The sequence below is a fragment of the Streptomyces sp. NPDC041122 genome (assembly GCF_055592445.1).
Window position 1 is genome coordinate 172,883 of record NZ_JBVIYQ010000012.1, and the last position, 15,066, is coordinate 187,948.

The following is a 15,066-nucleotide window of genomic DNA, read 5'->3' on the forward strand; positions in this document are numbered from 1 at the left end:
TACGGGCGCGGCCACGGTTCTCCTTTCCGGGGTGGGTGCGGGGCCTTGGTTGGGCCCCGCAGGGTCTACAGGCCGCCGAGGACTCCGCCGAGGGAGCCGATGCCGTTCTCGGTCATGGTCTTGGCCATCACGCCGATGACCGTGCCGGACAGGGCCACGCCGAGGAACACGAACAGGACGGCGTCACCGGCCTTGACCGGGCCCTTGACGCGGAAGTACGCCACGATGCCGAGGGCAAGGATCGCGACGATGCCGATGGAGATGGCGCCGCCGCTCGCCTTGGTCTGGATCTGGTTGGGGTTGTAGCCGGCGGGGGCCTGCTGGTTGGGCTGGTTGGGGTTGTTCAGCGCGGCGCCGGTCCCGTTGTCGGGGGTGAGGCCGTTGCCGATGCCGGCCGGGTCGTCCTTGTCGGCGGCGAGGGTGATCGTGCGGACGTGCTCGTCGCTGGCCCGGTAGGCGGCGGCGTCCATGCCGCGGACGTAGGTGGTCGTGCCGCCGGGCATGGTGACAGGGGTTCCGGTTGCCTGGTCGATGACGGTCTGCATGGTGGCGGCGGACGCGGTCGGCGCGGTCGCGGTGGTGATGGCGGCGGCGCCCCCGAGGAGGGCGACAGCCGCGCTGCCCGAAACGGCGATCCGGCGGATGGTGGGGTTCATGCTCTCTCCTGAGTAGTGGTCTAGTCGGCGTTCGGGCGGGTCAGTGGTGGTGGCCGTTTACGGCCAGTCGGGCTAGGGCTTCTTGGCTGTGCTGCTTCTTGGCGAGCGGACTGAACGGCACACTGTCGCCGGGGGTACGGCGGTGCAGTGGGGGCTTGCCGCGCGCCGCCTTCTTGGGCTCCTTGACGGGCCTCTCCGGGCGGGGGGATAGATCGGTAACCACCTGCCGCTTTGCGACCACCCCGGGTGCCTTCACGGGGGCCGGGTGAAGCAGCTCCAGGAGTCGACCCTTCATGCTCAGCGGAGAGCCGTTGGCGGCATCGAAGGCGGCAGCCAGAGCCTTGCGGGAGGTATGCGCCTGGGCATGCAGCACGGGCGTCATGCCGGGAGTGCGGGTGCCGTACTTGATCTCCCAGGCGGAGGCGAATGCCTCCTCGAAAGTTAGCGAGCCGTAGGGGGCGGCAGACACCAGCTTCTTAGCCAGCTCGACGACGTCCTTGTGATCCTTGCGGCGGCTCTTCTCGTGCGCGGTGCGCGCCTTCTCTTCCACCCGCTTCTTCGGGTCCGTTGTGGCAACGGTCAGGGTGAGGACCCACTGCCGCACTTCAAAGAACAGCGGGCCGAGCATGGTGACCGCGGCGAGCCCCCAGCCGACAGCTGCGGCATCCGCGGCGCTTAGGCCGTGGGCCTGAAGGCTGCGCCCGTAGGAGAAGTTGATGTGTGCGGCATAGCTGGCGGCTGCCATTGCGAGCCCACGCATCAGCCACCGCACCCACGGGGCGAGCTTCCGCTCGTCGGCGTAGGCGACGCCGGCGTTCATCACCCAGGCCGCGCCTTCGAGCGTGAACGGGATTGGCAGCAGCATGAAGCTGATCCCGACGAAGTGCATGATCTGCGCAGGCAGTGATGCTGCGGCGGAGGCGAGGACCAAGGCGAGGGTGCCCTTGCGGTACACGTTGCCGGGGGTGAGGGCCTTCTCGCGGCGGGCGGTGCGGGTCTGGCGCCGTACAGCGCGGTCCCGGCGCTGCTGCGCCTTGACCTCGCGAGCTTCTTCGCGGTCTTTGCGGCGTTCGTCGCGACGCAGCTTGGCGCTGAACGCCTTACTTTTCCGGCGCTCTTCGGCCTCGGCGGCGAGGTTACGCCGACGCTCTTCGTGCCAGCTGCTCACGGTGATCGGTGTCCTTTCGGGAGCTAGTGGGTGGTTAGGCGATCTTCTGGACGTTCACGTCCAGCTGCCGCGGGTCGGTCTTGGCGGCGGCGACCCGCTGCTGCAGGTCGTCCTCGTCGTAGACGGCGATGCTGTCCGAGGGAGCTCCGGTGACCGGGTCGACCTTGGCTCCGGTACGGGAAGTGGCGGTGAAGATCCACGTCGGCATGTCGGTTCCTCTCAGCGGGGGTGGGTGGCAGGGGATAGCGGGCCGGCGAGGCCGAGGAGGTGGTACGGGAACGGGTCACACTCGAGAGGAGGCTGGGAGAACCAGCCGCCCTTGGAGATCAGCCGCCAGTGAAAGTCGAAGCCGGGCAAGCCCAGTTCGAGCAGGGCGACCGCGCGGTGGTGCCCGTCGCCGACGTACACGTGACCGGCCTCGTCGTCGACGTCCAGCCAGATCGGCTTGGCCGGCCCGGCGAGCCGGGTGATCTCCGCCTTGTAGCGGTCGACGATCTCCCTGCGCCGGCCGCGAGCGAAGGCCGTGCGGCACTGATCCCAGCGGTTGAACTCTTTGGCCCGGACCTGCCGGTCGTTGAACAGCAAGGTCGGAAGATGCCCGCGGTACACCATTGGTGATCACCTCCACATTGGCTTTAGGTCAGTTCTCGACGGTGATGGAGGTCACGGTCTTGCCCTCCCGGGCGACCGCCTCGGACACGGCGCGCTCTATGTCCTCGTGCGGAATCGGGTCGGGGGAGGTGACATTGACGTTCAGCTCCTGCGACTTCCCGGTGTTCTTGTCGGTGACCTGCGTGACGGCCGTGTACGAATAGCTCACAGCGGACTTCCTTCCTGGCGTGGGATGCGGGGCTGTCCCGTGCTCCCCGTCACCGCCCGTGCGAGACAGGCGGATCGGGCAACCGGTCAGCGCGTTCCGCCGCGCCAGCGGGACACCTTCGCCGCCTTCTCGTTGGCGACCTGGTTGAGCCGCTGATACTCCGGCGTCTCGTGCCGGATCCCGGCCTTCTCCTCGCGCCGCTGGTTCGCGTGCAGAGCAGCGTCGGCAGCCTTCAACTCGGCGATCGCTGCCTTCTCCTCAGGTGACTTGCTGAACAGGCCCATGGGGGCCTCCTCTCGACGGGTGGCGGAACTCTGAGCGGTTCCCCGCGACCCCGGTGCAACGACCGGGATCACAGGCAGCCGGTCAGCCGCGGCCGGTGACCTTCTTGCCGGACGCGATGTACGCGCCGCCCCGAGCCATCTCGTCCCGGGTGAGAGTCCGCCGCATCACGTCCTTGCCGGTCTCCTTCTTGTCGCCGACGACCAACGCGATCGCGACCATCTGCTGCGCACACTGCTTGTCGGTCTTGCGGCCCACGGCGGGCTCCCTTCGGGTTGAGGAACGGGGAATGGTGGGCGAGCGAGATCAGAAGCTCTTCGTTCCAGGCGGGATGTTCTTGGCGTCGACGCCATCTGTGACGTAGGCGCCGCACTTAAGGCACTCGGCGACGTCGTCGAACGGCGCACGGGACATCGGCTGGCCGCAGTGCACCGGGTCCACCAGACCCTGCTGATCCATGGCCCTCGCTTCCTGCTCGCTGACGTTCATGTACAGACGGCCCATGCCAGGACTCCTTTACAGACGGAAGGTTGAGGTGTTGCAGTGCCCCGGGCCCGATTCGATCGGGCGCCCTCACGGCAGTACTCCAGGGCTGGCGGACTCGCCGCCGGCGGTGGGTTAGAGAGCAGCGGCCACCACAGCCATCAACACGTCGTCGAGGTCGGAATGAGCGACCAGACCCGGCCGGCTGAGGCGGCACAGCATGTCCACGTCCGCCTGCCGCGGATAGTCCGGGTGAGCGCCGACGACGATGCGGCGCCCCTCACCGAGCGCCTGACCGAGCTCGAACATGGCGATCGGCTGCGTCGTCACCGCACGATCAGACGCCGGGAACCAGAACAGCGTCACCACACCCGGCAGATGCAGATGATGCTGCTCCCAACTCACCTGCCCCCAGCCCGCCGACGGGTCATCGATCGGGAAGTCCCGCCGGTTCGGGTTCAGCACCACCAACGGCCGGCCAGCCGCCTGCAACACCTCGACCGCGTGGTCGTGCCACCGCTCCACCCCCGTGATCCCGCCCGCCAGGAACACCGCCGGCGGATCCGTGGGCCGCGGCCGGTAATAGTCCGGCGCCTCGAAGTACAAGCCCTGCATCACGCCACCGCCGGCTCGTCGCGGTCGCGGGCGATGCGCCGGATCTCGTCCATCAACCGCGGCCCGAACGGCTGCTCCTCGTCCAACTGCCGGGCCCGCACGGCGAGCCGGACACGGGCATCGTCATCGCCGGCCATGACCGCGGCCGTGAACCGCGGCACAATCTCGTGCGGCAGCGCGTTCTCCGGCGCCTGGCGGTCGAACTCCACCCACAGATCACGGGTGTTGGTCGCGACACGCACGGCCCGAACCTCAACGGAAGTAGCGGCGCGGTCGGCGTCGAACAGGTCAGTGGACATAGCGGGGTCCTCTCAAGGACGCAGGGGGTGGTGTAGCGGTGCTAGTGAGGTGGGAGCCGCGGTGGCGGAGTGGAGGGGAGCCGTGGACATCCGCCACCGCGGCGAACAGGGGGGAGCTAGGCGGCACCAGTCGGTACAACCACCAGGAAGCTGTCCGAGTCGAGATCCATCACGACCTCCGCCGGAACACCCTCCGCACGACGAGCCGCGGCAAACTCCTCCGCCGGCCAGACGCCGCGAGGGTTACCCGCCGGGACACGGTGCAGGATCCGACGGCGGACGAAGGAGGCGGCGGCAAACGTCGCCTCGTCGGCGGCGGACTTCATGGGGGTTGCGGTGGTCATGACGCCACCTCCGTGGTGGCCTGCGTGCGGGTCCGGTACTGGGCGCGGATCTCGACGAGGCGACGATGCGTCTCACGCATGTCCTCGACCCGGGCGGCCAGAGTGTTGATGACCGTCTCGAGCCCGTCCGGGTCAAGACCGTCGATGTAGTGCTCGTCGACCAGCTCGACCACGGCAAACGGCAGCCGTTCGGCGATCTTCGGGGACCACGGCTCGACCTTGATGAGCGTCGACAGGACGCGGAACTCCTCCGGCTGACCGTTCTCGTTGACCGGCAGCTTCAGGGACTCGTCCCAGAGCCAGCACCAGATGTCCTCGCGGACAGTCGGCGTCACCATCTCCGAGGTGTGGTTGATCGTGCAGCCGTCCATGCACGTGTACTGGACGGTCTCGCCCGTCTCGCGGTCGATGAACGACCAAGAGCGGGGAGCAGGGGTCGGTGAATCGGCGAGGGCCGAGGCCGACGTCAGCTGCTCAGAGGCAGCGTTAAAGTATGCGGTAGCCACAGGGTCTCCTCTACAGAACCTGGTGGTCAGGGCTGGACGTGCGCGATGTAGGAGTCGCAAGCGTCCAGCCCGTTTTTGTTTGTGGTGTGTCGATCGCGGACTGGGTCCGGTAGGAGTGATCAACACCTCGACGCTCAAGGTGCCACCTTGAGCACCTGGGAACAACGTAGAGCCACCGCCCAACCGCGTCAAGTCCCCAACTCACCTCATCAAGTTGAGTCTTGAGGGTGTGTCGGATGCCCTCTACGCTCTTGTCATGGCCGACTCCTACAACACTCCCTTCGCTCTCATCGAGGACCAGCTCCGCAGCATTCCGGACCTCGTCGACCGCTGGGACGCGTACCTCGCGGCAGCCGGTCGCCTTGATGACGAGCTCGAAGCGTTCCGGCGCCGCCAGCGGCAGGAGATCGCCCTCGGGCTGCGGTCGGAAGGCAAGAAGTGGAAAGAGATTGGGAAGCTCATGGGGGGCGTCACCTATCAGCGCGCTTTCCAGTACGGGAAGGGCGAGTGATCGTCGTGTCATGGCTTCGAGTCAACGCTCACGAGGGCGCACTCACCATGAAGCGACCACGCAGCCACATGCAGTGATCATGCAGCGGGCCTGCAGGCACCCTGCAGGTGCACCGTAATTCGCCCCACGATCCGCGGGCGGGGAGCCAATGTGGATGTGACCCAGTGGACCGGACGGCACGCGTGCTGGCTCCAGAACGCGTTCGAGGACACCCAGGAGGAGTACGCGGCACGCCTCGGCGTCTCCGTGCGCAGCGTCGCCTCCTGGCATTCGTCGCCGGACATGGTCCCCAAGCTGGAGACGCGAAGGATCTTGACGACGGCCTACGAGAGGGCAGGTGATGCGGTGCGCAGGCGATTCATCCACTACGCGCGGGCCCATGTCGAGAACATCCAGGCACAGGCGCTGCGAGTAGCCATCGCGGTGGTCCGCCGTGGCGACGAGGTGTTACTGGTCTGCCGACAGGACGGCGAGGAGATCAGTTGGCAGTTCCCCGCCGGCATCGTGAAACCGGGCGGGTCCGCGGCCAAGGTCGCAGTGCGCGAGACGCTCGACGAGACTGGAGTGCACTGCTCTGTCCGCGAGCACCTGGGTGAACGCCTGCATCCGATCACGCGGGCGATCTGCTCCTACCACCTCTGCGACTGGCTGCACGGAGAGGCGATCAACGGCGACGCCTCCGAGAACGCCGCCGTGGCCTGGGCCCCTATAAGGGAGCTCTCCCGTTACATCCCCACCGACCGCATCTACCCGCCGATCTTGAACGCCTTGGAGGCAGTGGCATGAGCGAGACCATCACCGAGAAGCCTGGCATCAGCGCCGCGATCATCGTCCAGGACGGCAAGGTCCTTATGGTCCGGCGCGCCGTGAAGGAGGGCGAGCTCATGTGGCAGTTCCCTGCCGGCGCCATCGAAGACGGCGAGACCGCCGAGCAGGCAGCAGTGCGCGAGACGCAGGAAGAGACAGGACTGACGGTCGAGGCCATCAAGCTGCTCGGCGAACGTGTCCACCCAAAGACCGGCCGCCTCATGTCGTACACCGCGGCCGAGGTAGTCGACGGCGAGGCTCACGTCGCAGACGACGAGGAACTGGACGCGATTGCCTGGGTCGCCCACGCCGAGATCAAGGACTACGTGCCCTACGGGCTGTTCGAGCCGGTGCAGGAATACCTCGACGGCGTGCTGCTGCGGGAGGCGTGAATGAGTGAACGCACCGCGCTGTACCGGTACTACGACGCCGACAACGTCCTGCTGTACGTCGGGGTCTCTAACGACCCGGACTTTCGCGGTAAGGCGCACCTCTACGAGCGCCGCCGCGACGACTGGCAGAAGCGGGCAGTGCGTCGCACCGACGAGTGGCTCCCGTCCCGCCAGCTTGCGCTTGACGCGGAAGAAGTCGCGATCAAGACGGAGAAGCCGCTGTACAACGGCAAGCACAATTATGATGATGTCGAATTCGATCCCTCGTCCTGGGAATCGGTCGCGGTTCGCCTCAAGGTCGCTCCGGTCGCCGCGCTGATGCGCCACGAGATCCTCAGCGGCCGATGGCCCGCGGGCTTCCGCATCCCCTCTCTCCGAGTGCTCGGCGCTGCTGCCGACGTGAGCATGAGCATCGTGAGTAAGGCATCGGCCATCCTCCAACGAGAGGGCCTGCTCCGTCTCGAACCAGGGCACGGCCTGTTCGTGTCGTTGCCTTCCGAAGATGGGCGTCGTGCCGCCTGACCCTGCACGCACATCAGCCCTCGCCCGGTGGTCCGGGCGGGGGCGTCGTGTCGGTGTGGGAGCACCTGGTGGGGCCCGCATTGCCGTAGAGCGCAGGCGCCGTCTATGGCACCTGTCGGTCGCCTTTCTCCGCTGTGTGGGCCGGTGGCGGCTCCGAGACGGCCGGGGTGCCGCCTACCGTCTCCTGGCGCCTGTGCGGCTGCCTGGTTCGCCCAATCGGGGCAGGCTCCGAGGTGGTCGTCTGACTCTGCGGGCCGGGTCGGTTCGCTGCAGTGGTTCTGCTTCCACCTCTTTCCGGCCAGTTCCAGCAACATCACGCGTCCGTTTCGCCCGTTGCTGCAGACTGGCTGGTAGGACTCGCGGGGAGCGCAAGTGAGTTGCTCTCAGTGCATCTTCGCTGGCTACGGTCACAGCGTGGACCTGCGGCAATACGTGGTATGGGCGCAAGACGTGCAGCTGTGGGGCCGTCAGGCCGGGCGGTCCGGTTGACATTAGTACGCGGCTGATCTGCGCCCGTGAGGGTGGGCCGAATGCTGATGGCCATCTATGTTTCTGGTCGGTCGGGCCGCTCGATGTGGCCCGCCATCGCGGATAGCTAGATCACCAACGCCCGTTCATATCGAGCCATGTTGTTACACCCTGCATTCTGCTCTTGACCGGCCTCGCCGTATGCCGCTTAGCGGGAAGCGCGAGGTCATTCCACCTGCGAACTTCTGTGATACCGACTGTCGTAGCATTACGAGCACTTGGGCAGTTGTTGCCGAATCTCTACCTAGTTCGATGGCCGGGATCTGCCTGTCGTATACGTTCCAACGACGCAAGAAGGCCCGGTGCGTGAACACCGGGCCCCTGCGACCAGCGAGTTCGCACCTCGCTGATCAATCAACCCGCTCCGTATCAGAGAGAAGGTCACTCATGAGCTTAGTGCAAACCGATCCGCGACCAGGCAACGCGGACCCCGGTTCGTCGCCGGTATCAGCCCGGAACGTTCCGGGGTGGTCCGCCTCCGCCCTCGAGCATCTGCTCGACACTCCGCTGCCGGACCTTCTTTCCGAGTACGGTGTGGAGCTCGTCGAGTCGTCGATCACGGACCGCGGCTTCTTGGGCGCCTTCGTGGAGTCGAAGAACGGCCGACGCGTGCTGGCGATGCCGTCGGGTCGGTCGCAGTTCGAGCGGGATACTGCGGCTCGGCTGCTGCTTGCGGAGGGGTTGGGGCTTGAGGCTCCCCCGCTGCCGGCGCCACTGACAGCCGTCCGCACCTGACCACGCCCTCCCTGCCACCCCACCGGCCTCCAGGTGGGGGGGCAGTCGCGTTCTGGGCATGCAGGAGGCGCCGTCTAGGCCATCGCGGGAGCTTGCGTGTCGATGTCGGCGCGCCAGGCGTCGCGGCCTTCGATGAGGCAGCGCATGACGTCGTTGAAGTCGTAGCCGAGGAGGATGTTGATCCCGTAGATGATGGCCCATGCGGCGTCGACTTCGGCTGGGTGGTCGCTGTCGCCGTAGTGTTTCGCGAGGCTTCTCATGAAGGGGTCCATGGGGAGCTGGTTACGTCCACTGAGCCGCTTTTGTGCTGCTTGTGCGCAGTCCACGATGGCGTCGAACTCTGTGCCGGTGTGGATGTACAGCTGGTCGAGCTGGGCGTAGGCGACGCGGAGCTTGTGGGGCCACTGATGGCGTGGTCCGTAGCGCTGTTTCATTGCGCGTTTGATCTGGTCCCGCAGTTCAAGACGCTCGTCACTGATCATGCTTCATGGTCGTGCCGGGTGGTTCGCGGGGCTGGCAGCGGCGCGCGAGTTGGTGGGTGAATCTGCGGGCCCAGGGTGGACTCCGCCGAGATCCACGCACCCCGCAGCGCCCCGGTCCGCGTGTGCGGGCCGGGGCGCTGTCATGTCAGGCTTCGTAGTACGCCACGGTCACGATGGTGCGTCGGATGGTCATCGTGTAGATGATGCGGACGCTGGTGCCGGGTGCCCGGTATTCCCACATGGGCCCGCCGTGTTCGATCTTTGGGCGGATGGTGCCGGCTGTGGGGTCGACGGCGATGGCGGACAGGGCGCGGTCGACGGCGATCTCTTCGGCGGTGGTGAAGCCGGCTGCCTGTCGGGCTGCGGTGGGGCCAAGGACGATGCGAGCTCCGGGCCTGCGATGCTGGGGCGCCATGGGCCCCGATTATGCCGCTGACCCGCTGACGTCGATGCCGTGTTGGGCGTAAAGGTCGACGCGGAGGGTCTCCCAGTCGACGGTCGGGGTTTCGCCGTCGCGGATGGCCTGCCAGTAGGTGGCGAGGTCCTCGTTGCCGGCTTCGCGGGCGGCGGCGATGGTCTCGTTGAGGTCGGCCAGTTCCTCGGCGCTCCATTGCTCGCTGCTCATCACGGCCTCCCGCTGTCGCCGGTTCTCATCTGAGTTCGCGGATTGCAATCCCGATGAGTTCTCGGATGTCATTCGGATGGTAGCGCGTGATATCAGGGTGATATCTCTCCTTGCTGTAGTTGCAGGTCAGAAGCTGTGCCCGTCCCTGTGGGCGGCCACCGTCGTTGCTCAGGTCGTGGACGATCTCGCTGCTGATGCTGCAGCCGCTTCCGGCCCGCTGGCCCCTCTCCTCCCGGTGCTGACGCTCGACGAGGCGCACGCCGTGCTGGACGTGCTGGCCGCAGTGGCAGACGGCGATCAACCAGACATCGACGCGGCCAGGGTGTTGCTGTCGAATCTCGCCGCCAGGGTGCCCTCGCGACCCGAGTCGCTGTTTGCCGTCATGGAGGCTGAGCTCTTGGAGGTGGCGGCGTTGTTCAGGCCGGGTCAGGTCTCTGATTCGGTGTACACGGCGTTTTACGAGTTGGCTCGAGCGTCATCTGCTTTGGGGAACGAGGCCATGCTGCGGAGTGCCCGGGATCGTGTGGCTCGCATCAATAGCGCCCGCATTCGGCTGCCCGCCGACGAGACTGGCAGGCGCCTGCGTGCCGCGCTGCATGGCTATGCGGCGGCCTGGGCTGCAGCCGATAGTCACCGTCCGGGTGTCGACGCGGGAGTAGCGCGGGCGGGTTAGTGCGAGTTGGCGATGCGGTTGAGGTCGGCGTCGAGGACGGCGAGGTCGGGGTGGTCGCGGAGTTGCTGTTCGCGCATCCTGTCGGCGATGTCGGCTTTGTGGGCGGCACGAACTTCTCCCGTACTGGTCCCGGTGACCAGCGCGATGTCCGCCACGATGTCGGGGTTAAGGCCGTTGTAGCGGTTGTCCGGGGCGTACATGGTGGCCGTGTCCGGGTCCAGGCCGGCTGCGGCCAGCTTCTCGCCCAGCCAGCGCCGGAGGAGGGTGTCCTGCTGCTTCCAGGCGGGGTCGTAGTCGTCGTATTCGGGCTCGTCGTGGCCGGGTCCGATGATGGGCATGCGGTGATCCTTCGCAGGGCGGGTGTGGTCTAGTCGGCGTGCTGGCGTTCGGTCGTTCACCTGGTGCGGTCGATGGCCATGCTGCCGACGTTGCGGTTGCGCGTGGCTGCTCCTGCGGGTTCTAGGTGTTGATCAGGTCGAGGGCTGAGGCGGTCCAGACGGCGAGGGCGAGTGCCGCCCCCAGCGCGTTGATCCACACGAGGTAGCGGGGGACGACGACGGGCTGGCCGAGCCAGCGGTTGAGCCGCGCCATCACTCGCCTGCCTTCTTGAGGTCCCAGCGCCGGTCGTCGGCGGCGGCTTCGGCAATGGTGGGTCCTTCGTAGGCGGCGAAGCCCTGTACGGCTCCCTGTGGCGCCTCAGAGCCCTGTCGAGGCAATCCGATGCCTCCCGGCCCCTGTTCGGCGCCCTGTGGGCCTTCTGTGGCCTCCTGTGGGGGTGTTGGGCGGTCGGTCATGCGGCGTCCTTCGGTTTGCGGGGCGGTGGGAGTTCGATTTCGTGTGGGTGGATGAGGCCGCGGACCAGGCAGATGGCGATGGCGTGGGCGCGGTCGCGGGCTCCGAGCCGCTCGTAGGCCAGCCGGATGTGTGTCTTCACGGAGTCCTCGGTGATCCACAGAACCTTGCCGATGTCGGCGTTGGAGTGACCGTTGGCCGCGAGACGCAGCACCTCGAGGCGGCGGGCGGTGAGGAGCGCCCTGTCCGCGGGGAGGCCTCTCACGGTGGGGCGGCGCGGGGGAACGGTCACAGCCACTCCCCCGCCACGTCGACGGTCTCGACCGTCTCCCACTGCCCGGCGGTGATGCCTTGCCGGCGGATGTCGGACGGCGGCTGGGCGGGGTCGGTCTGGTCGAGGAGGTCCGTGTCGGAGAGGCACGGCTCATGCCAGGTGGCGGTCACGTCCGCCTCCCGCTGGTTTTGATCCTGCCGCGGCTGTCGACGATGCCGTCGGCTTGGGCGAGGAGTTCGAGGGCGCGGCGCAGGACGGATGGGGCGGCCTCTTTGTGCGCGGCGAACGCGGTGAGGATCTTCGCGGAGCGTTCGTCCGGCATCCAGCGGACCGGCTGCCGGGCGGTCACTGGCGGCCTCCGTTCGCGGTCAGAGCCCTGGCCTTCCTCAGGGCCGCGACCACGTCCAGGACGGGCTCCACCGCAGAGCACTCCTCGATTCCGCCGCAGCACGGCAGCCCTTCGTCGCAGTGATCGGCGGTACGTTCGAGCAGGCTGGCCAGGGCCAGGCCCACCGCAGGGTTCATCGCCGCGATGTAGAACGCGACCTGCTGGTCGACGTAGCCGAAGGGCGCGACGCCCTTGGCCTTGACGTCGCTTGCCTGGATCAGCTGCTTCCAGCGGGTGGTCCAGAGGCGGGCGCGGGTCCGCCACTGAGGGCCGGGAAAGTCTTGTTCGTGGAAGTCGCAGCAGGCGATCCAGTGGCCGTCACCCTTGGGGTTGGCGACATCGGCGAGACCTCGCAACGTCCGGGCTTCAGCGCGGAGTTCCTCAGCATGTGTCATGTGCGTGCTCCTTGCGGTTCGGGGTGGGGTGGCGGCCGGAACCGCCGCCCTAGGGGTGAGTGGGCTAGCTGGCGTCGACGGGTGTCAGGTGGTGCGCTGGCACGGTGAGGAGCCGCCCGTCTTCACCGATGACCTGCACGGCACCGAAAGGCAGGCGAGAGGAGAGTTGAACGAAGACGGTCTCGCCCGCGCCCTCGGGATGGGTGCGGTAGATCATGGGGGTGTCGGGCGAGGGCGGAACGATGGGCTGGCCGCTGATCTCCCCGTACTCCCACGCATCGACTGCGGCCTGCGCTGCCACATGATCGGGCCACAGCTGTGCGGGCGTGAACGCCCGACCGCCCCTGATCAGGCGCTGCACGACGCGCGGCAGGAGCAGCGGTTCAGCCCAGCGAGGTAGTTCCTTCAAAGGCTCGGGTTCGCGGGCGAGGGCTCCGGACGCCTTTCGCGCGCCCCACATCCACTGTTGCGCAGGGTGCTCCCAGATCAGGCTGATGCCGTGCCGGTGTACAGGCGGGGTGACGTCGAGATCGCACTGGCTGGCGTCCCATTCGAGGGTGGCGGTGAGCATGCATGCGACGCCGGAATGGTCGTCGTCTCGGTAGCGGTCGAGATCGTTGTCCTCGATCCATGTGTCGGAGGGCGGGATCTCCTGCTGCGTGCAGGCTTTGACGACCGCGTCGATGTACTCGCTGTGGGGCGGCGGGATAGTCACGGGTTCCTCTTCTCGGTTCGGGGTGGGGCGGCGGCCGGAACCACCGCCCCGGGGACTAGTCGGTTGGCTTCTTCGGGGTGTCGAGGAGTTCGAGTCCGAACCAGGTGGCCGCGAAGAGGACTCCGGCGATCCCGAACCCGACTACCGCTTCGAGGAGTTGCCCTGCGAGTGCCGCGAGTGTGAGGAACGTCGCCGGTACGGTTGCCAGCAGCGCCCATCCGGCGAGACGGCGGGCGGTCATCGGTCCTCCCCCGCCTGCTGCGCCTCGTCGGCCATGCGGCGGAGCTCGGTCTCGATCAGGCGGGCTCCGTGCAGCGCACCCTGGCGGTCACCGGATCCGCGGGCCGTCCGGCGAAGGAAGCGCGCGGCCTCCCGCCAACCCTCTGCTGGCGTACCGAAGGGCTCCATGCCGCAGGCGTCGCAGAAGCCGCACTCGTCGACGCACACCAGCTCGTCATCTTCGGCGTTCGCCGCAGCCTCAGCGGCCCGGTCGGCGGGCGCGGGGAGGACGGCCTGCTCGGAGTCCGCCACCGGGCATCCCGCCCAGTGCGAATAGGTGCCCTCGTCTTCGCGGTGTGGAGCCGGGTCGCAAGCACACCCGACCTTCCGCAGGTCGTCGGCGAGGCGCTGCAGTCCGGCCTGCGCGTCGAACGGACGGCGGACCTCGGGGAGGAGAGCCAGGACGGCGTCGGCGTGCTCGCCGTACTCGTCGGGCTCCAAGCCGTCGTCGCCCCACTCGAAGCCGCTGGCCTCGCAGATGGCGCGGCGGATACGGTCGCGGAGGTCGGTGGCGGCGGGCGCAGACGGGACGGCGGCCTGCCGATGCGCCATGCGGGCGTCGTTCTCCGCCCTCAGGCGAGCTTGCTCCGCCGCGTCGACTCGGGCCAGCAACGTCTCGTTGTTGACGAACACGGCGTCGCGCTGGTCGCGGAAGCCGTCGCGCTCCCTCCGCAGCCGCTCGATCGTGGCGCGCATCTCGGTGAGTGCGGTCCGGTCTTCGTCGTGCCACTGATGGAGCTTCATGTTCTCCGCCGCGTACTCGCCGAGCAGCGGGGCACGACGGGTCAGCTCTGCGGACAGCGCAGCGGCGCGCTTGCGGGCGCTGCGCCAGGCGGCGCGGTATCGGGTATCGCTCATGGTCATCTCCGTTGCGGTCTGGGAAAGTGGCGTCTGCCGCAGCGCCCGGATACGAGCCGGGCGCTGCGTGCTCGGGATCACGGGGCGGGAGTCGTGGTTGCGGCCCGACCGCCGAACGGCCGGTTGGCCCAGAGGACTTCGGTGCGGGCCCGGCTCAGGTCGGCTCTCGCGTTGCCGGCGCTGGCGGTCAGCTCAGCCCGGTGCCAGCCGGTGTACAGCTCGTCGTACAGCGGCGAGTGGTAGCCGGAGAGGACGACCGCTGCCTCGCAGCCAGCCAGAGCGGCAGCCAGCTCGCGATGCTCGGCCTCCGTGCGCATCTCGTGCCGGTATCCAGTAGCGATCCGGGTCGAGCCCAGATAGGGCGGATCCACGTACAGCAGGACGTCCGGCCGGCCGCCGAATGCGGTGATCAGTTCCAGGGCTGGCCGGGCTTCGAGCTGCACACCCATCAGCCGCTGCGCCGCCGGGTGCAGGCGGGTGCGGTAGCCGTCCAGGTAGGCGGGCATGTTCGTGCCGATGTCGGCGATGCAGTGCCGCCACCCGGTGTGGTCCATGCGCCCGGACCGTCCCTGGGTGAGCCGCACCCACACCCGGCGGGCCGTCTCCAGGTCGCTGGCTGCGGGCTCGTAGGACAGGGCGTGCTCGCTACGCGAGTGCGGCGTCAGGGCGCACAGCCGGGCGAACTCCTGCGGTTGGTCGCGCAGGATCCGCCAGAAGGTGACCAGCTGTCCGTCGAGGTCGCTGGCCGTCTCCAGCGCGGACGGCTCCTTGGCGAGCAGGACGGACAGGCCGCCGCAGTACGGCTCGACGTAGTGCGTGTGGTCGGGCAGGAGTGCAGCAATCCGGCGGGCGAGACGCTGCTTCCCGCCGAAGTACGGGACAGGCGGCCGAGACGGCGCGGTGGTCACGGTGCTTCT

The 15,066-nt window shown here is 67.8% G+C and carries 32 protein-coding genes; 6 read left to right on the forward strand and 26 right to left on the reverse strand.

Annotated elements, in window-relative coordinates; translation table 11 throughout:
* Window positions 1-65: 65 nt before the first annotated feature.
* The 12 genes from ACZ6B8_RS35555 to ACZ6B8_RS35610 form a co-directional block, all read right to left on the reverse strand.
* On the reverse strand, window positions 66-656 hold the full coding sequence (locus ACZ6B8_RS35555) for a hypothetical protein (protein ID WP_471609885.1): 591 nt from the start codon (window positions 654-656) through the stop codon (window positions 66-68).
* Window positions 657-696: 40 nt separating this feature from the next.
* The gene (locus tag ACZ6B8_RS35560) at window positions 697-1,824 is read right to left on the reverse strand and encodes a hypothetical protein (protein WP_471609886.1); all 1,128 of its coding nucleotides are present in this window, start codon (window positions 1,822-1,824) and stop codon (window positions 697-699) included.
* A 34-nt stretch (window positions 1,825-1,858) separates the two neighbouring features.
* Window positions 1,859-2,032, reverse strand: coding sequence for a hypothetical protein (locus ACZ6B8_RS35565; protein ID WP_471609887.1), 174 nt, complete (start codon window positions 2,030-2,032; stop codon window positions 1,859-1,861).
* 11 nt (window positions 2,033-2,043) lie between these two features.
* A complete protein-coding gene (locus tag ACZ6B8_RS35570; RefSeq protein ID WP_471609888.1) occupies window positions 2,044-2,409 on the reverse strand; it encodes a hypothetical protein in 366 nt (121 codons plus the stop codon).
* 55 nt (window positions 2,410-2,464) lie between these two features.
* Complete coding sequence (locus ACZ6B8_RS35575) at window positions 2,465-2,644, reverse strand: hypothetical protein (protein WP_471609889.1); 180 nt, start codon at window positions 2,642-2,644, stop codon at window positions 2,465-2,467.
* A gap of 86 nt (window positions 2,645-2,730) precedes the next feature.
* The gene (locus ACZ6B8_RS35580) at window positions 2,731-2,928 is read right to left on the reverse strand and encodes a hypothetical protein (protein ID WP_471609890.1); all 198 of its coding nucleotides are present in this window, start codon (window positions 2,926-2,928) and stop codon (window positions 2,731-2,733) included.
* An 82-nt stretch (window positions 2,929-3,010) separates the two neighbouring features.
* A complete protein-coding gene (locus tag ACZ6B8_RS35585; protein ID WP_471609891.1) occupies window positions 3,011-3,184 on the reverse strand; it encodes a hypothetical protein in 174 nt (57 codons plus the stop codon).
* A 48-nt stretch (window positions 3,185-3,232) separates the two neighbouring features.
* Window positions 3,233-3,430, reverse strand: coding sequence for a hypothetical protein (locus ACZ6B8_RS35590; protein ID WP_471609892.1), 198 nt, complete (start codon window positions 3,428-3,430; stop codon window positions 3,233-3,235).
* A 114-nt stretch (window positions 3,431-3,544) separates the two neighbouring features.
* Window positions 3,545-4,024, reverse strand: a complete 480-nt coding sequence (locus tag ACZ6B8_RS35595; RefSeq protein WP_471609893.1) for a nucleoside 2-deoxyribosyltransferase domain-containing protein — start codon at window positions 4,022-4,024, stop codon at window positions 3,545-3,547.
* On the reverse strand, window positions 4,024-4,323 hold the full coding sequence (locus ACZ6B8_RS35600) for a hypothetical protein (RefSeq protein ID WP_471609894.1): 300 nt from the start codon (window positions 4,321-4,323) through the stop codon (window positions 4,024-4,026). The genes ACZ6B8_RS35595 and ACZ6B8_RS35600 overlap by 1 nt, the downstream gene beginning before the upstream one ends.
* Before the next feature lie 116 nt (window positions 4,324-4,439).
* Window positions 4,440-4,667: a hypothetical protein gene (locus ACZ6B8_RS35605; protein ID WP_471609895.1), complete on the reverse strand. Its 228-nt coding sequence runs from the start codon at window positions 4,665-4,667 to the stop codon at window positions 4,440-4,442.
* On the reverse strand, window positions 4,664-5,299 hold the full coding sequence (locus ACZ6B8_RS35610; RefSeq protein ID WP_471609970.1) for a DUF6907 domain-containing protein: 636 nt from the start codon (window positions 5,297-5,299) through the stop codon (window positions 4,664-4,666). The genes ACZ6B8_RS35605 and ACZ6B8_RS35610 overlap by 4 nt, the downstream gene beginning before the upstream one ends.
* 130 nt (window positions 5,300-5,429) lie before the next feature.
* On the opposite strand from ACZ6B8_RS35610, the gene ACZ6B8_RS35615 reads away from it, so the two are divergent.
* The 5 genes from ACZ6B8_RS35615 to ACZ6B8_RS35635 all read left to right on the forward strand — a co-directional run bounded on the left by ACZ6B8_RS35615 (window position 5,430) and on the right by ACZ6B8_RS35635 (window position 8,668).
* Window positions 5,430-5,684: a hypothetical protein gene (locus ACZ6B8_RS35615; protein WP_471609896.1), complete on the forward strand. Its 255-nt coding sequence runs from the start codon at window positions 5,430-5,432 to the stop codon at window positions 5,682-5,684.
* A gap of 150 nt (window positions 5,685-5,834) precedes the next feature.
* Window positions 5,835-6,470, forward strand: coding sequence for an NUDIX hydrolase (locus tag ACZ6B8_RS35620; protein ID WP_471609897.1), 636 nt, complete (start codon window positions 5,835-5,837; stop codon window positions 6,468-6,470).
* On the forward strand, window positions 6,467-6,883 hold the full coding sequence (locus ACZ6B8_RS35625) for an NUDIX hydrolase (RefSeq protein WP_471609898.1): 417 nt from the start codon (window positions 6,467-6,469) through the stop codon (window positions 6,881-6,883). Before ACZ6B8_RS35620 ends, ACZ6B8_RS35625 begins: the two co-directional genes overlap by 4 nt.
* The gene (locus ACZ6B8_RS35630; protein ID WP_471609899.1) at window positions 6,884-7,405 is read left to right on the forward strand and encodes a GntR family transcriptional regulator; all 522 of its coding nucleotides are present in this window, start codon (window positions 6,884-6,886) and stop codon (window positions 7,403-7,405) included.
* A 915-nt stretch (window positions 7,406-8,320) separates the two neighbouring features.
* Window positions 8,321-8,668, forward strand: coding sequence for a hypothetical protein (locus ACZ6B8_RS35635; protein WP_471609900.1), 348 nt, complete (start codon window positions 8,321-8,323; stop codon window positions 8,666-8,668).
* 74 nt (window positions 8,669-8,742) lie between these two features.
* Here ACZ6B8_RS35635 and ACZ6B8_RS35640 read toward each other — a convergent pair whose 3' ends face one another.
* The 3 genes from ACZ6B8_RS35640 to ACZ6B8_RS35650 form a co-directional block, all read right to left on the reverse strand.
* Window positions 8,743-9,150, reverse strand: a complete 408-nt coding sequence (locus ACZ6B8_RS35640; protein ID WP_471609901.1) for a hypothetical protein — start codon at window positions 9,148-9,150, stop codon at window positions 8,743-8,745.
* Between the two features lie 145 nt (window positions 9,151-9,295).
* Complete coding sequence (locus ACZ6B8_RS35645; protein WP_471609902.1) at window positions 9,296-9,565, reverse strand: hypothetical protein; 270 nt, start codon at window positions 9,563-9,565, stop codon at window positions 9,296-9,298.
* A gap of 9 nt (window positions 9,566-9,574) precedes the next feature.
* On the reverse strand, window positions 9,575-9,775 hold the full coding sequence (locus ACZ6B8_RS35650; RefSeq protein ID WP_471609903.1) for a hypothetical protein: 201 nt from the start codon (window positions 9,773-9,775) through the stop codon (window positions 9,575-9,577).
* A 175-nt stretch (window positions 9,776-9,950) separates the two neighbouring features.
* On the opposite strand from ACZ6B8_RS35650, the gene ACZ6B8_RS35655 reads away from it, so the two are divergent.
* The gene (locus ACZ6B8_RS35655; protein ID WP_471609904.1) at window positions 9,951-10,448 is read left to right on the forward strand and encodes a hypothetical protein; all 498 of its coding nucleotides are present in this window, start codon (window positions 9,951-9,953) and stop codon (window positions 10,446-10,448) included.
* Here ACZ6B8_RS35655 and ACZ6B8_RS35660 read toward each other — a convergent pair.
* From ACZ6B8_RS35660 to ACZ6B8_RS35710, 11 genes are all read right to left on the reverse strand, one after another.
* Window positions 10,445-10,786 (reverse strand): hypothetical protein, encoded by a 342-nt coding sequence (locus ACZ6B8_RS35660; protein WP_471609905.1) that lies wholly within the window; start codon window positions 10,784-10,786, stop codon window positions 10,445-10,447. The genes ACZ6B8_RS35655 and ACZ6B8_RS35660 overlap by 4 nt on opposite strands.
* Window positions 10,787-10,907: 121 nt before the next feature.
* Complete coding sequence (locus ACZ6B8_RS35665) at window positions 10,908-11,039, reverse strand: hypothetical protein (RefSeq protein WP_471609906.1); 132 nt, start codon at window positions 11,037-11,039, stop codon at window positions 10,908-10,910.
* Window positions 11,039-11,242 carry a hypothetical protein gene (locus ACZ6B8_RS35670; RefSeq protein ID WP_471609907.1) on the reverse strand — a complete coding sequence of 68 codons (204 nt, stop codon included), beginning with the start codon at window positions 11,240-11,242 and terminating at the stop codon, window positions 11,039-11,041. Before ACZ6B8_RS35670 ends, ACZ6B8_RS35665 begins: the two co-directional genes overlap by 1 nt.
* Window positions 11,239-11,532: a response regulator transcription factor gene (locus ACZ6B8_RS35675; protein WP_471609908.1), complete on the reverse strand. Its 294-nt coding sequence runs from the start codon at window positions 11,530-11,532 to the stop codon at window positions 11,239-11,241. Before ACZ6B8_RS35675 ends, ACZ6B8_RS35670 begins: the two co-directional genes overlap by 4 nt.
* Complete coding sequence (locus ACZ6B8_RS35680) at window positions 11,529-11,684, reverse strand: hypothetical protein (RefSeq protein ID WP_471609909.1); 156 nt, start codon at window positions 11,682-11,684, stop codon at window positions 11,529-11,531. Before ACZ6B8_RS35680 ends, ACZ6B8_RS35675 begins: the two co-directional genes overlap by 4 nt.
* Window positions 11,681-11,863, reverse strand: coding sequence for a hypothetical protein (locus tag ACZ6B8_RS35685; protein WP_471609910.1), 183 nt, complete (start codon window positions 11,861-11,863; stop codon window positions 11,681-11,683). Before ACZ6B8_RS35685 ends, ACZ6B8_RS35680 begins: the two co-directional genes overlap by 4 nt.
* Complete coding sequence (locus tag ACZ6B8_RS35690) at window positions 11,860-12,297, reverse strand: hypothetical protein (protein WP_471609911.1); 438 nt, start codon at window positions 12,295-12,297, stop codon at window positions 11,860-11,862. Before ACZ6B8_RS35690 ends, ACZ6B8_RS35685 begins: the two co-directional genes overlap by 4 nt.
* 64 nt (window positions 12,298-12,361) lie before the next feature.
* Complete coding sequence (locus tag ACZ6B8_RS35695; protein ID WP_471609912.1) at window positions 12,362-13,012, reverse strand: hypothetical protein; 651 nt, start codon at window positions 13,010-13,012, stop codon at window positions 12,362-12,364.
* Between the two features lie 55 nt (window positions 13,013-13,067).
* The gene (locus ACZ6B8_RS35700) at window positions 13,068-13,253 is read right to left on the reverse strand and encodes a hypothetical protein (protein WP_471609913.1); all 186 of its coding nucleotides are present in this window, start codon (window positions 13,251-13,253) and stop codon (window positions 13,068-13,070) included.
* On the reverse strand, window positions 13,250-14,149 hold the full coding sequence (locus ACZ6B8_RS35705) for a hypothetical protein (protein WP_471609914.1): 900 nt from the start codon (window positions 14,147-14,149) through the stop codon (window positions 13,250-13,252). Before ACZ6B8_RS35705 ends, ACZ6B8_RS35700 begins: the two co-directional genes overlap by 4 nt.
* 77 nt (window positions 14,150-14,226) lie before the next feature.
* Window positions 14,227-15,057 (reverse strand): DNA adenine methylase, encoded by an 831-nt coding sequence (locus ACZ6B8_RS35710; RefSeq protein ID WP_471609915.1) that lies wholly within the window; start codon window positions 15,055-15,057, stop codon window positions 14,227-14,229.
* Window positions 15,058-15,066: the final 9 nt, after the last annotated feature.

Coding starts and splice junctions, on each gene's coding strand:
- ACZ6B8_RS35555 (WP_471609885.1), bottom strand. CDS start 656: ATGAACCCCACCATCCGCCGGATCGCCGTTTCGGGCAGCGCGGCTGTC.
- ACZ6B8_RS35565 (WP_471609887.1), bottom strand. CDS start 2,032: ATGCCGACGTGGATCTTCACCGCCACTTCCCGTACCGGAGCCAAGGTC.
- ACZ6B8_RS35580 (WP_471609890.1), bottom strand. CDS start 2,928: ATGGGCCTGTTCAGCAAGTCACCTGAGGAGAAGGCAGCGATCGCCGAG.
- ACZ6B8_RS35590 (WP_471609892.1), bottom strand. CDS start 3,430: ATGGGCCGTCTGTACATGAACGTCAGCGAGCAGGAAGCGAGGGCCATG.
- ACZ6B8_RS35595 (WP_471609893.1), bottom strand. CDS start 4,024: ATGCAGGGCTTGTACTTCGAGGCGCCGGACTATTACCGGCCGCGGCCC.
- ACZ6B8_RS35600 (WP_471609894.1), bottom strand. CDS start 4,323: ATGTCCACTGACCTGTTCGACGCCGACCGCGCCGCTACTTCCGTTGAG.
- ACZ6B8_RS35605 (WP_471609895.1), bottom strand. CDS start 4,667: ATGACCACCGCAACCCCCATGAAGTCCGCCGCCGACGAGGCGACGTTT.
- ACZ6B8_RS35615 (WP_471609896.1), top strand. CDS start 5,430: ATGGCCGACTCCTACAACACTCCCTTCGCTCTCATCGAGGACCAGCTC.
- ACZ6B8_RS35625 (WP_471609898.1), top strand. CDS start 6,467: ATGAGCGAGACCATCACCGAGAAGCCTGGCATCAGCGCCGCGATCATC.
- ACZ6B8_RS35630 (WP_471609899.1), top strand. CDS start 6,884: ATGAGTGAACGCACCGCGCTGTACCGGTACTACGACGCCGACAACGTC.
- ACZ6B8_RS35635 (WP_471609900.1), top strand. CDS start 8,321: ATGAGCTTAGTGCAAACCGATCCGCGACCAGGCAACGCGGACCCCGGT.
- ACZ6B8_RS35640 (WP_471609901.1), bottom strand. CDS start 9,150: ATGATCAGTGACGAGCGTCTTGAACTGCGGGACCAGATCAAACGCGCA.
- ACZ6B8_RS35645 (WP_471609902.1), bottom strand. CDS start 9,565: ATGGCGCCCCAGCATCGCAGGCCCGGAGCTCGCATCGTCCTTGGCCCC.
- ACZ6B8_RS35650 (WP_471609903.1), bottom strand. CDS start 9,775: ATGAGCAGCGAGCAATGGAGCGCCGAGGAACTGGCCGACCTCAACGAG.
- ACZ6B8_RS35660 (WP_471609905.1), bottom strand. CDS start 10,786: ATGCCCATCATCGGACCCGGCCACGACGAGCCCGAATACGACGACTAC.
- ACZ6B8_RS35665 (WP_471609906.1), bottom strand. CDS start 11,039: ATGGCGCGGCTCAACCGCTGGCTCGGCCAGCCCGTCGTCGTCCCCCGC.
- ACZ6B8_RS35670 (WP_471609907.1), bottom strand. CDS start 11,242: ATGACCGACCGCCCAACACCCCCACAGGAGGCCACAGAAGGCCCACAG.
- ACZ6B8_RS35690 (WP_471609911.1), bottom strand. CDS start 12,297: ATGACACATGCTGAGGAACTCCGCGCTGAAGCCCGGACGTTGCGAGGT.
- ACZ6B8_RS35700 (WP_471609913.1), bottom strand. CDS start 13,253: ATGACCGCCCGCCGTCTCGCCGGATGGGCGCTGCTGGCAACCGTACCG.
- ACZ6B8_RS35705 (WP_471609914.1), bottom strand. CDS start 14,149: ATGAGCGATACCCGATACCGCGCCGCCTGGCGCAGCGCCCGCAAGCGC.